Annotated in this window: 12 protein-coding genes; 2 read left to right on the top strand and 10 right to left on the bottom strand. The window is 58.5% G+C overall.

From position 1 onward, the window contains the following. Positions 1–186: 186 nt before the first annotated feature. The 6 genes from K7H91_RS16780 to K7H91_RS16805 form a co-directional block, all read right to left on the bottom strand. Positions 187–1,476, bottom strand: a complete 1,290-nt coding sequence (locus K7H91_RS16780; protein ID WP_080900800.1) for an SAM-dependent methyltransferase — start codon at positions 1,474–1,476, stop codon at positions 187–189. 673 nt (positions 1,477–2,149) lie between these two features. After that, positions 2,150–2,884, bottom strand: a complete 735-nt coding sequence (locus K7H91_RS16785) for a hypothetical protein (RefSeq protein ID WP_052628764.1) — start codon at positions 2,882–2,884, stop codon at positions 2,150–2,152. Next, positions 2,878–3,537 carry a methyltransferase family protein gene (locus K7H91_RS16790; RefSeq protein WP_419197489.1) on the bottom strand — a complete coding sequence of 220 codons (660 nt, stop codon included), beginning with the start codon at positions 3,535–3,537 and terminating at the stop codon, positions 2,878–2,880. The genes K7H91_RS16785 and K7H91_RS16790 overlap by 7 nt, the downstream gene beginning before the upstream one ends. Positions 3,538–3,558: 21 nt before the next feature. Then, positions 3,559–3,822, bottom strand: a complete 264-nt coding sequence (locus K7H91_RS16795) for a DUF2933 domain-containing protein (RefSeq protein WP_080900802.1) — start codon at positions 3,820–3,822, stop codon at positions 3,559–3,561. Between the two features lie 83 nt (positions 3,823–3,905). Beyond that, positions 3,906–6,266 carry a heavy metal translocating P-type ATPase gene (locus K7H91_RS16800; protein ID WP_230721405.1) on the bottom strand — a complete coding sequence of 787 codons (2,361 nt, stop codon included), beginning with the start codon at positions 6,264–6,266 and terminating at the stop codon, positions 3,906–3,908. Positions 6,267–6,651: 385 nt separating this feature from the next. Beyond that, complete coding sequence (locus K7H91_RS16805) at positions 6,652–7,311, bottom strand: RNA polymerase sigma factor (RefSeq protein ID WP_189425902.1); 660 nt, start codon at positions 7,309–7,311, stop codon at positions 6,652–6,654. 242 nt (positions 7,312–7,553) lie between these two features. On the opposite strand from K7H91_RS16805, the gene K7H91_RS16810 reads away from it, so the two are divergent. Further along, positions 7,554–7,778 (top strand): DUF2934 domain-containing protein, encoded by a 225-nt coding sequence (locus K7H91_RS16810; RefSeq protein ID WP_080900803.1) that lies wholly within the window; start codon positions 7,554–7,556, stop codon positions 7,776–7,778. A gap of 110 nt (positions 7,779–7,888) precedes the next feature. Here K7H91_RS16810 and K7H91_RS16815 read toward each other — a convergent pair whose 3' ends face one another. From K7H91_RS16815 to K7H91_RS25855, 3 genes are all read right to left on the bottom strand, one after another. Beyond that, complete coding sequence (locus tag K7H91_RS16815) at positions 7,889–8,785, bottom strand: DMT family transporter (RefSeq protein WP_189425903.1); 897 nt, start codon at positions 8,783–8,785, stop codon at positions 7,889–7,891. Between the two features lie 199 nt (positions 8,786–8,984). Then, positions 8,985–9,803: a polyphosphate kinase 2 gene (ppk2, locus tag K7H91_RS16820; RefSeq protein ID WP_189425904.1), complete on the bottom strand. Its 819-nt coding sequence runs from the start codon at positions 9,801–9,803 to the stop codon at positions 8,985–8,987. A 119-nt stretch (positions 9,804–9,922) separates the two neighbouring features. Next, entirely contained in the window at positions 9,923–10,552 is a 630-nt protein-coding gene (locus K7H91_RS25855) for an RNA polymerase sigma factor (RefSeq protein ID WP_419197490.1), read from the bottom strand. Between the two features lie 1,076 nt (positions 10,553–11,628). Here K7H91_RS25855 and K7H91_RS16825 point away from each other — a divergent pair. Further along, positions 11,629–12,618 (top strand): LysR family transcriptional regulator, encoded by a 990-nt coding sequence (locus K7H91_RS16825; protein WP_189425906.1) that lies wholly within the window; start codon positions 11,629–11,631, stop codon positions 12,616–12,618. Here K7H91_RS16825 and K7H91_RS16830 read toward each other — a convergent pair. Next, positions 12,560–12,793, bottom strand: coding sequence for a DUF2274 domain-containing protein (locus K7H91_RS16830; RefSeq protein ID WP_189425907.1), 234 nt, complete (start codon positions 12,791–12,793; stop codon positions 12,560–12,562). The genes K7H91_RS16825 and K7H91_RS16830 overlap by 59 nt on opposite strands.

The raw sequence follows: 12,793 nt of genomic DNA on the forward strand, positions 1-12,793 counted from the left end.
TGTGAGTGGAATGGATTGTGGTCCTGGGCTGGTTGGGTGATTTCGCTGCATCAGCAGAGGCATCCCGAGCGGGTGATGGCCCACCTGTGCTGAATGACACCCTCTCCAGCGGTAAGGCCGGTGGTCCCGGTACCCATTCGAAGAAGCTGGCCGCCGATCATAGGGCGAACGTTGCGCGGACCGGTCTCATACGGCGACGTCCTCTGCTACGGTGTATTGCCCGCCCTTGGCGGCGACGTAGTCGCGCGTCAGCGGGACCGCATCGCGCCGGTGCGAGAGCTGGAGCTGAAACACCATCATCGGGCCGTTGCGGAACGCCGCTTCGCATGAGGCAAGATAGAACTCCCACATGCGACAGAAGCGCTCGTCATAGATTGCTTTGGCTTGGTCGCGATTAACCTGGAAGCGCTCGAACCAGTGCCGGAGTGTTTCGGCATAGTGCAGTCGCAGAATCTCGATGTCGGTTACCCAAAGCCCCGACCGCTCGACCGCTGCCAATACTTCCGAGAGTGACGGACAATAACCGCCCGGAAATATGTACTTCCGCAGCCAAGGATCAGTTGAACCGGGCGGTCCAGTCCGTCCGATTGCATGCACTAGGGCGACGCCGTCGGATTTCAGCCGCTTGCTCAGCGTGTCGAAGTAGGTGCGGTAGTGCGCCACCCCGACATGCTCAAACATGCCGACGGAGACGATCCGATCATAAGTTCCCTGCTCATCCCGATAGTCCCGCATGGCAAAACGTACATGAGAGGTGAGGCCGTCGGCGGCAGCGCGCTTATTTGCGACGGCGAGTTGCTCCTGCGAGAGCGTCAAGCCTGTGACGTCCACACTTGCCGTCTGAGCCATCTCCAGAGCGAGGCCGCCCCATCCGGAGCCAACGTCGAGCACACGCATGCCTGGCTCGAGCAACAGTTTGGCCATGATATGGCGCTTCTTCTTCTCCTGCGCCTCTTCGAGCGTCTCGGCACCGTTGTGGAAATAGGCACAGGAATACTGCCGATCTTGATCGAGAAACAGATCGTAGAGTGCGCCCGAAAGATCGTAGTGGTGTGCGACATTGACGCGTGCGCGCCCGAGCCGATTGTCTTGGTGGAGCCTGCGAAGCAATCGGTCGAGACCGCTCCGTAGTGCACCGATTGCATGTTGGTCAACAGCTTCGAAATTACTGGTGCAAAGGTGTAGTAGGTCTCGTAGCGTCCCTTCTTCGATCGTGATCCTGCCGTCCGTGTAGGCCTCGCCCAAGGCGAGTGACGGTCGAAGGAGAATACGCAGCGGCAGGAACGGATCGTGAAGTCTGACTGTGACGCAAGGGTGGCTGTTGCCTGGGCCGAAATTTTGAATCTGTCCCGCTGTGTCGATAATCGTCAAGCGGCCGGTCTGGATCAGTTTGCCGAGAAATCGAGAAAGAGAGGGCAAGGGAGATCGGGCGATTAGACTTGGATAAGCGGTGGGATCATGAGGCTGAGTGGTCATCTTTTCGCTTCTGCAGACATGGATGTGTCGTCCGCGCGATCACTGCGCAGTTCGAGGTGACTTTCTGATTTGGCCATGGGGAGTGGCGCGACCTTGACGCGATTCGGCATAGCGGTCTGGCGTATGAAGAAACGCCGCGCGGCAGGCGGTGGAGCAAAAAAGAATATGCCCAACCCCGATAGTCGACCGCCTCAGCCTCTCCGAGATCAACTGTCTTTCCGCAGACGGGATCGGCTACCTTCATTTCAGGACCTCTTCTTCGAAGAACCAAATCGTTGCATGAGACGCGCTCGCTGCGTGTGAAGTGCTCGACCGAAGGCGAAGCGAAGAATGAACTGCCAGCAACACGTCTTCGTGCATCCACCAATTGCGATAAGGCGCCGTTGCCGGGAAAAGACGCTGTAGTACCGAATACCTTACAGCGGCACATCGCATGGACGCGGATGCCGATCCTTTTGGTGCCTAGAAGTTGTCAGCGAGACCCCACGGCACCCTCCACGCCCAAGGCCCCGGTGACTTCTACCGTGGTGGATGGGCAGGCTTCGGTTCCGGGTCTACCTACGTCATGCGCGGCGGGCGAAAGTGAAATTTTTCGATTCCCCCCGAATCCTCAGCCTTGTAGCGCCGGCCGGTGCATATCCGGCGCGTGGCCCGGCACTTGGGCTCTTCGTCTTCATGCGGAGCCGACCCGTGCGGCAAAGCATTTCCAGCGCGACAAGCTGCGCCTCGATCCTCGCATGTAGAGGGCGCCCAAGAGGCCGCCGAAAAGGCCGCCCATCCCGTCCACGATAAGGTCCCACATCGTGTCTTCGAGGGGAGCCAAAACCGGCGATCCCTGCATGCCGGAGTTCAGGACCGCGTCGATCCCGAATTCGACGATCTCCCAAAGCGCGCCCGCGCCGAGGGTCAACAGGAAGATCCCGGTCAGGTTCAGGACGAAGCCGGTTCTTATGCGGCAAGTCATTTTCAGCGCATAGATTGCTAAGAACGAAATGATCGCCAGCAGTCCGGAGTTTCCGAAGTGGATAGCTTTGTCGTAGAACGGCAGTGTGCCGTAGAGATCCAGAAAGCGGCCAAGCGTCATGTCGGTGACCAACCACCACAGAACGAATAGCTCTATCTCTACCGGAATGGTCAGCCTGGTGGAGTGCGCGACGAGAGAAGGCGCGAGGATGAGTGCCAGTGCGCTGAAGCAGAGAAGCCCGTAAAGGACCTCGCTCTGCAGAAGGTGAAAGGTGCCAGTCGCCAGAATGAGGGCCCGCATAATCCACGCGAGCCGGATTTCCCAAAGCGGCGCCATGCCGGAGGTGTAGCGATCTGTCGCAATGACGCCGGACCCGAAATGCTGCAGCGCCGCCTCCTCCCGGCGAGGCACCGAACCCTGGACGAAACCACGTTTCCTCACCATGGCCTGCGCGCGACAACTCTATCAAACCTCGGAATAAAACCGGGGACTTCGGTCATGTAACGACGATATGTGTCACCGAATTCGGTCAGCGCGGCGCGTTCCTCACCCTTGGCGAGCCGGATGTACATGATGACGAGAACCGGGAACATCGCGAGCGTGAGTAGCGTCGGCCATTGCAGCAGAAATCCGAACATGACGAGAATGAAGCCTAGGTATTGAGGGTGGCGCACATAGCTGTAGGCGCCCGCCGTCGCGAGTGTGGATCGTTGTTGGGCTTCATAAAGCACCTTCCAAGCGGCAGAGATCAGCACGAAGCCGCCCCCGATGAAGGCGAAGCTCAGCAAGTGGAACGGCCCGAAATGCGGGTTCGCCTCCCATCCAAATAGCATCTCGAGCAGATGCCCAGCATCGTGCGACAGCCAGTCCACGCCTGGATAATTGCTCTGAAGCCACCCTGAGAGCAGGTATATAGTAAGGGGGAACCCGTACATCTCCGTGAACAGCGCAACCAGAAACGCGCTGAATGCACCGAACGAGCGCCAGTCGCGGCGCGTTTTCGGCTTGAAGAAGCTGAAAGCGAAGAGAATGAATATTGCCGAGTTCAGAACCACCAGGAACCAAAGGCCGTAGGAGGGGGCGCTTTCAGTCATCATAACTGTGTCCGTTCCGCGAATTCAGTGTCCATGCCCGCCGGGCTTTTTGCCGCCACCCGGCTGCGCATCCTCTTCGTCGCGGACAGATTTGTGCTTTCCGTGCCCGCCATGCATGAAAAAATGCATGCCGAGGCAGAGGCCAAAAGCAAGCAGCAACGGGACTGCACCGATAAGATGCGCCCGGTGTTCGGAGACAAGATAGAAACCACCCACTCCGAGGAAGACCAGCAGAACTACATTTGCCCGAGAGGCGAAGAAGCTGCGGCTATTCTTTTCATGGTCCATTCGTTTCTCCTGCGCTGTCCGCAGCGGCGCTGCGGGGTCCGGTGATGCTTCACGGGTTATCTCTGGTCGCCCACCCCCACAGCTCATCCGAGCACATCGGCCGAGCGTGAGTCCGCGGCCACGTCACGGCGACTACTGGTCACCCCATCCAGGCGCGTTCGCTTGAGCAGCAGCGCATTGACTGCGACCAGCGCCGAGCTACCCGACATTGCCAGCGCCGCCACCTCTGGGCTGATCACAAGGGGATAGAAGACGCCGGCGGCGGCCGGGAAGGCGATCACGTTATAGGCGACCGCCCACAACAGGTTCTGATGCATCTTGCGGAGCGTTGCGCGCGACAATTCAATCGCACCTACGATGTCGTAGGGATCGCTCCTCATGAGCACCACGTCTGCGCTCTCCATCGCCACATCAGTGCCCGCGCCAATGGCGAAACCGACGTTGGCTTGGGTCAGCGCCGGAGCGTCATTCACGCCGTCGCCGACCATGCCGACACGCTTGCCTTCCGCTTGCAGCTCCTTGATCTTTTCGGCTTTCTGTCCCGGCAGGACATCAGCGAGAACGATGTCGATGCCAAGTTCCGAGGCGATCCGTTTCGCCGTGCCTTCGTTGTCGCCGGTCAACATTGCGACTGACACGCCGCGCTCCCGCAATTTGGCGACGGTCGCTTTCGCGCTGGGGCGCGGCGCGTCGGCAATCGCAATGATCCCGAGCATCCGTCCGTCCTGAGCTATATGCACCACCGTGCGCCCTTCGGCCTTCAGCCGTTCTGCTTGTGCGCCGAGCGAGTCGAGCGCAACGTTCTCCTCGTCCATCAATCGACGGTTGCCCAGCAGGACTTTCCGTCCATCGATTTCAGCTTCCGCTCCTCTCCCTTCGAGATTGAGGAAGTTGCGCGCTTCCGGCACGTCGAGATCTTCAGCCCGCTTCACGATCGCAAGCGCCAAGGGATGGTCCGAGCCGCGATCGACGGCCGCAGCGGCGCGCAACGCTTCCGCTTCGCTGCTATTCTTCGCGGCGATGACCTCGACCACACGCGGTTCGCCCATCGTCAATGTACCGGTTTTGTCGAAGACAATCGTATCGAGCTTGGTCGCCTCTTCAAGCGCGCCGGCGTTCTTGAAGAGAATCCCGTGGGTTGCACCGAGCCCGGTTCCAACCATGACCGCCATCGGCGTCGCTAGCCCCAGAGCGTCCGGACAGGCGATGACGAAGACCGTGATCGTCAAGGTCAATGCGAATAGTAGCGGCTCGCCGACCCACCAGAACCAGACGCCAAAAGTAGCAAGCCCGATAAGGATGGCGATCAGCACCAGCCATTGGGAGGCGCGGTCAGCGAGGAGCTGGGCCGGCGCCTTGGAGTTTTGTGCCTCTTGCACCAGCTTGACGATCTGTGCCAGCGCCGTGTCGGCCCCAACTTTGGTGGCGCGGTAGCGGAAACTGCCGCTCTTGTTGATAGTGGCGCCGATCACTTGGTCGCCCTGGCCCTTGTTCACCGGCATCGACTCGCCGGTCAGCATGGACTCATCCACCAGCGACTCTCCCTCGATGACCTCCCCATCGACAGGGATTTTGTTTCCCGGCCGGATGATCACAGTCTCGCCGGCCTGTACCTCCGAAGTGGGCACTTCGACCTCGGTGCCGTCGCGCAGGACCGTCGCCATTGGCGGTGCGAGATCAAGTAGCGCCCGGATTGCCGCGGAGGCGCCCGCCCGGGCACGCATCTCAAGCCAATGCCCGAGCAGGATGAAGACGAGCAGTACTGCGACCGCCTCGTAGAACTGCACGCCGGGGAAGAAGAAAGTCGAGCCGACGCTAAAAACATAGCCGGTGCCCACCGACAGCACGACGAGCACTGCCATGTTGAGCACGCCATTGCGCAGGGCGCGCCAAGCGGCGGTAAAAAAGGGCCAACTTGGATAGACGATCGCGATGCTGCCGAGAAAGAACAGCCACAGGTCGAGGTCGAGACCGAAAGGCGGCGCTGGCGGCGTAAACATGCCACCCATAGGGGAATAAATGAAGATCGGTATCGTGAAGACCAACGCGATCCAGAAACGATTGCGCATGTCCCGAACCATGGCGGACATGTCCATGCCGGCACTATGGCCCATCTCGTGCGCCATCTCGTCGTGAGCCGCAGACATCCCTCGGTGGCCCGCGTGGCTCGTTTGCGAGGGCAGCACCGCCGTAGGGCCCGATGCTGCCGGTTCGCAAACATGCCGCGGATGCACGCTCCCACGGCAGCGAAAACCGCAGGAATTCAACTTGCGCTTCAAGCTCTCGACGTTCGTGACTGACTCATCAAAGTCAACGGTCACGCTGCCGGAAGCGGGGTTTGCCGAGGCCCGGCGGACACCCGTCTCAGTGCTCAGCTGCTTCTCGACCGCGAGATGATCAAGCTCTTCGAAAAGGTCGCTGACCTCCAATGTTACTTTAGTCAAGGCCAGACTCCTCGGGCGCGCCATTCGATGTGGGATGGACATGAGTTGCGGGTCGACAGGCGCCGCGATGCGCGACACCTGTCCTGTCCGACGAAGCTTTTGGTCAGTTGCCGCAGCAGCAGCCTTTCGATGCCCCGCGCGCGTCTTCCGGCCGCTGTTGTCTGGAAGACTGTTCGGGCCGGACTGAGGGCGCCTCTGATTTGACCGGAGGATGACCTCCCTGTCCGCAGCAGGATGGTTCGGTCCGGTCAGCCGAACCGGAGGTGGTAGTTTTCGATTCCGTGTTCATTGCCGTTGTCCTTCATATGTGTCGGGGTGGAGCGAGAGCCATTCAACCTGAATGGAGCCACCATCCTGAGCTACAGACGAAGCAGGAAGGACAACATTACAGTCCGGATGCGCGCGCGAGCTCTTCGCGGCGGCGACGCGTGCGTTCCGCCTCTTCGCAGTGACAGTCGAGGAAGCCGTGGATCGGACAGGTCAGGCACATCTCCTCAAGCCGCTTTTTCAGCGCTTGGCGGCCGCGATGGAGCCTGACCGTGATGTTGTTCAGCGAAATTCCGAGGCTTGCCGCCACACGTTCCCTGGGCTCTCCCAGCAGGTCGACTCGCCAGATCACCTCGGCGTATTCCGGTTTGAGCGTGGGCAAGAGCTTGTAAAGGCAATTGCACACCGCTTCGTCGAGTTCTTCATCAGGCTCGATCTTGAAGTCTTCAAGATCAGTCGGGTTCGTTACGGCCTCCCGCTGTCGTCGTCTGGCGGAGCGACGCTGATGGTCAATGACCGTCGTGGCGAGGATCCGGCTCAGCCAGCCACGGACCGTGCGGACATCACGCAATTGGCTCGATCGCTCAATTGCCTTCAGCATGAATGCCTGTAGGACATCCTCTGCGGCTTCGGAATTGCCGAGCCGCCGTTGCAAAAAGCCCAGAATCTGCCGACGACTCTCCACAAGTGCACGGCGCACGGCAGCATCCGCTTCCTTCGCAGCTGCGTCACCGTCATCATCGGTCTCCGAGCGGTCGTCCGGATCATCGCAAGTCATCTTTCACCTCTAATCTTTTAGCTACCCAGATAAGACGTATAGGCGACTGAGTCCTTACACTGACTGGGGGCAATACAAACGCCGAGATTCGCCGCAGGCGGCAACACTTCCTATCCAATTTTCGGATCGTGACGTGTAAGGCGGGCTCACTTTGAGCGTCTCTTGTCGTTAGCACGCTGCCCCTCAGCTCGTTTGGCCGATAGACAGCAAACTTGCCAACCGCTCAAAAAAGGAGACACATCATGAGTGACGATATGAACACGAAAATCCAGGAGCGCGCATACGCAATCTGGGAGCGGGAGGACCGGCCCGAAGGCAAACACCTCGACCATTGGTTCTGCGCACAGGCGGAGATAGAGGCGGAAAGTGCGACGGATGGTGGACAGTCGGCGTCCGTCCAGACAGTGTCCAGTGCTGCGGAATCCAGTTCTGGAGGGAGTGGCCGAGAGAAGAAGCGGTCAAGCTGAGCCGTTGAGGTCCCGGTCGCTCCTAAAAGCCTGCTTCTTGATCGATTGAAGAGCAAAAATCGGGTGGGTGTGACCGGGCTTAAAGATATTTTTGGTCGGGGTCAGAGCCGCTAGTCAGCCACGCCCCTCGCCGATCTCGTGCCGTGACGGGAGACGAGTCCGACCGCGAGGATCACGAGGATAATGCCCGCCAGCTGCGTCCACCCCACAGTTTCGTCAAAAAATAGTGCACCGATCGTAAGCCCAAAAATCGGGATCAAGAAGCTAAAGGCATTGGCCCCGTTGAGCGGCGTTTTCTCAAGCACCGAGAACCATAGCCAGTAGACGAGCGCAGTTCCGAGGAGGCTGAGGGCGAGCAGGATGCCAACGAAGGTAAGCGACCATGTGACTGCTGTCGGCTCCTCCGTTCCAGAGGCGATAAGAATGAGGGGGATGCTGCCAATCAACATCTGCAATCCCATGGCCATCAGGGGATCGACCTGGCCGGCGATGCGCTTTATCACGACGTTGCTTATGGTGACGCCCAGCGCGGCAAGGATGATGTAGGCAACGCCGAAAATATAGGTCTGCTGACCTGTGGCAACGACCTGAGGCGCGGCAATGATGAGAGTGCCAATAAAGCCCAACAGAAGCCCGATTTTTCCGTTTATTGTGAGCCGCTCATGAAGGATCAGACTTGCCAGAATTGCAGCTAGCATTGGCTGGGTGTTAGCGATCACCGTGGCGATGCCGGGCGAGACGAACTCAGCGGCATGAAACATCCCAAGGAAGCCGAGGCTTGTCGCTCCAAATCCTACGACGGCGACCATCACCCAGTGCGCCAATCGCTTCGGCAGCGGCCGGTGCAGTGCCAGCGCGAGCAGTGTCAGGGTAAGGCCCGCTAGTAGCGCCCGCATTGCGGCGAAGGTTAGATGCGGAGCGAGGTCCAGGCCGGCAGTGATGAGCGGAAAGCAGGCAGCCCATAGTAGCATGACCAAAATGATCTGCGCGATCGTTAGGGCGGTCATCCCTGATGACTCGGTTGTTCTTGCCGTCCGCCGAGAAGCTGACTGACGATATCATCTGCAGGAGTCATGATTCCATAATGATCGGCGCTTCGCTGCAGAGGACAACTAGCCTGTGGCCCTGGATATTCAGTAGCGCCCGCCGGCTTGATGGTTTGTTCAGTTTTTTGCAGCAGCGGTGAACGCGTTTTTCGACAATCTTTCATGGCGCGAGCACACCGCTCTGCGCATAGGCGTCATGGTATTGGAGGACAATGTCTGGGTTGACGAGAAGGGCCGAATTATCTTTGTCGTCGTAGTGTAGGCGCACCAACAGATCTTTGATGAGATTGGTGCGTGCCAAGTGCTTATCATCCGCGCGCACGATGGTCCAAGGTGTGATCGGGTTATGAGTGCGCGCGAACATCTCGTTCCGAGCTTGGCTGTAAGCAGCCCAGTTCTCGATAGCCTTGGAGTCGATGGGACTGATTTTCCACTGCTTAAGCGGATCATCGCGGCGGTCTTTCAGTCGCCGCTTCTGTTCGGCCCTGCTAATGTCGAGATAATATTTGAAAAGCTTGATGCCGGATTTGACTAGCATATGCTCGAACTCGAGCACTGTCTGCATAAACTCTTCATATTCTTCTTCGGTGCAAAATCCCATTACGCGCTCAACTCCAGCGCGATTGTACCAGCTTCTATTGAAGAGTACGAACTCCTGTTGGGCTGGCAGATGCGGGACGTAACGCTCAAAATACCATCCGCCACGCTCACGGTCAGACGGTTTGCCCAAAGCGACGACACGGGTCTCACGCGGACTCAGATGGCGGACAATGCGCTTGATCACACCATCTTTCCCTGCGCTGTCACGACCTTCGATCAAAACGAGAATCTTGTCGTTGCAGCGGATGAAGTGCTTCTGAAGCTTTACGAGTTCGACCTGAAGGCCGTGGAGGACACTTCGGTAGTCGCTGTCTGCATTTCGCTGGCCAGTAGCCGGCGGCACATTCGGCGATGCGCTCCGGATGTTTTTCTTGCTCATGGGCGAAGCTCCGTGGCTCGGTAACACGGCGCTGGCCGTATCGTTGGATTGATACGTCCAGCACCAGATCTCAATCAATGAGACGCTTCAGCCAAGGCGACATTACACGCTGACGCATTTCATCTGCTCCGACGGCTCCCGTGCGGTTCTGGAGCGCAATCGCAGTCCCCGAACCCGCCTACACAGCACGCGCCACAGCACTGCTCGATCCTCTCTTTCAGAACCCGGCGCGCACGATGCAGGCGGACACCGATATTGTTGGTAGTGAGACCCAGATCGAGTGCGATGCGATCGCGAGATTCCGAGTCGAGATCGGCCCGGCGAATAATCTCTGCATAGTCTGGCCGGAGTGTCGGAACGAGGTTCCGGATGCAGCTACAAGGATTTTGAAACTGCATCATCTCCGGTGGTGCCGCTTGACTATGAGTCTCGGCTTCGTAAGCCGCCTCGGTCCGTTGGCGTGTCGCCCGGCGCCGATAATAATCGGTTAGCGTATTCCGTAAGACTCGGCTGAGCCAAGCGTCGATCTTGGCGGTGGTCTGAGGCTTTTCCGCGGCACGCACCACCTTTAGGCAGAAGTCCTGGAAGGCGTCTTCGGCATCCTCTTGATGGCTCAGACGCCGTCGCAAGAAGCGCATGAACTCGAAGCGGCGCTCATTCAAACGCTGAACAGTAGCAACGTCGGGAGCGACGCTTTGGCGGGGGGCGGAATCCGGACGTGAAAGGGCTGTCATTTTAGGTGGCTCCATGCGCAAAAGGAGGTCAATAGGTGTTGACGCGCGGAGAGCATCGCAGCCCTCATACGCGTCGATCAGACGTGCGCAGGGAGGCGGGGCGGGCGGAATTGACGATCGCTAATCGTGGATCGGTGGTACAGAGGCGGCCTAGGAATCCATTTACCGGATCTTGCCGTATGGAAGACAGTGTAAGAGCCCACCGGTAAGAAAGCGCAGGAAGCCGCCGAGTGGCAGTGGACTGCCGTAGATGAGACGCTAAGCGTTGCATCACTGAGCAGATCAGACATGTTGAGCATTTCGCTTGTTACAGCGGTCTCTGTCTGGGCGGTCGAAGGATGGGATTGGACAGTGTGCGAACTCAAACCGGCTACGATCAGTAAGAGTATGAAGAACAACGCCCAAACTCTGGGCGCAATCCTTCCTATCTCTTGAATGTCGTGTTTCATCGTATTTCGCGCAGATCATCCATCATGCCATAAGCTTATACTGCGAAGGTGGCATCGTGCTTGATCGAGATCAAGTTCTCCGTCTGGGAATGGAGCTCATGGAGTAGGCGAAGAGATTTTCCGAATCTTGGTCTGTCAGCCTGTGGGGATTCTGATCCAATCGCGCACATCTGGCTACGCATTCCATCATACGGCCGTTCAATCTCATTCCCTGAAGCAGATCCGCCTTAGCCGACAAGACGGCGACATCACGGGCAGCCATCTCGGAGGTCAATGCATCTTCTGGGACACTTCCTTGGCCAAGCCAAGCGCCAAGACCGCGACGAAGCTATCGCCGACGCCCGCAGTGCATATTTCGCTGACGACAGGCTCAGCCAGGTGCGAAGCATTCGTTTCGGATGTGGGGTACCGCGGCCAATTGCCGGGCAACGCTTTGGTCTCTCGACTGTAAGGACGGCAGCACATTCAGCGTCTCTAAGTTCGACCTGTTTGATCAACCGTGCGGCCAAGGCCAGACCCAGGGCAACTTGCTGGCGAACATCGCAGCGAACCGTCCTTCCATCGTCGCCACGCGACGAACTGGGAATGAACCGGAGTGCGCCATCTTTACTGGAATATCTAGAGTAAAAGCGAGAGCGGCGAATGGCTATTGACTTGAGAAATCTTCGTCACTTTGTCGCAACCGCCGAGAACGGGAGTTTCCGCAGGGCTGCAAACGTCCTGCATATGCAACAGTCCAGCGTCAGCCGCGCAGTTCGGCAGCTTGAAGATGCGCTGGGCGTATCGTTGTTCGAACGTCGTGTCTCAGGTGCACAGCTGACTGATGCTGGACATCGCCTGCTTAGGGATGTGCGACCGGCGCTGGAACAGCTCGAGCTTGCGCGCAAGGCAGCGACTGCCGCTGGCCGCGGAGAGATCGGGGTGCTGCGTGTGGGAATTCTCACCTCGCTCGCTGGAGGGTTTCTACGGGAACTTGTTTGTCGCTATGCCGCGCGGCATCCTGAAATCGAGGTCGATATCCGGGATGGCGGTCGTGACGAGCATGTCTATGCGATCAGGAGGCGAGATTTGGATGTGGCGTTTCTATCCGGCGAAGGCGGTCTTGCTGATTGTGAAATCTCTCCGCTTTGGAAAGAGCGTGTACACGTCGCACTTGCTGAGGGACATGAACTGGCTGACAGACGGCAGCTCGACTGGTCTGACTTGCGAAGCGAGCGCTTTATAGTAACTCGGCGTGCACCCGGACCCGAGGTGCATGACTATATCATCCGTCGGGCTGCCGACTACAGCACCTATCCGGAAGTTATGTTTAAAGCGGTGGTGCAGGAGACTCTGATGAATCTGGTTGCCCTTCGACAGGGCATCACATTGGTGTCTGCGGCTTGGGTGGATGTGAAGCTCCCCCATCTCGTACTGCGTCCGTTAACAGATCCTGCCGACATTGTTCCGTTCAGTGCCGTCTGGTCCCGCCATAACGACAATCCCGCGCTACGGCGCTTTATCAGCGTTGCGCACACGCTGGCCGGACGCGTTCGTCGTGGCTCTTCCGATTGGTCTGAGGAAGCACTTGGGCTCACGACGATCGAATCTGGATTTTCCGCAAGCGGGCAAAGGCACGATCCGTCGCCATGAACCGTTGCAGCATAGGCGCAATCAGCTTCGCTGGTTCGGGTGTCGCCTGTCCGGTCTCGCGCGCCATCACGGCGGCATAGTCGAGCAAATCGCGATACACGTCCGGTGCAAGCTCCACAGTCAGCTTGACGGGTTTGTCATCTGGAACGGATGAGAGCTTCAGTTTGGTGGTCAT

It is taken from the genome of Martelella mediterranea (assembly GCF_021021415.1).
Taxonomy (GTDB): domain Bacteria; phylum Pseudomonadota; class Alphaproteobacteria; order Rhizobiales; family Rhizobiaceae; genus Martelella; species Martelella mediterranea_C.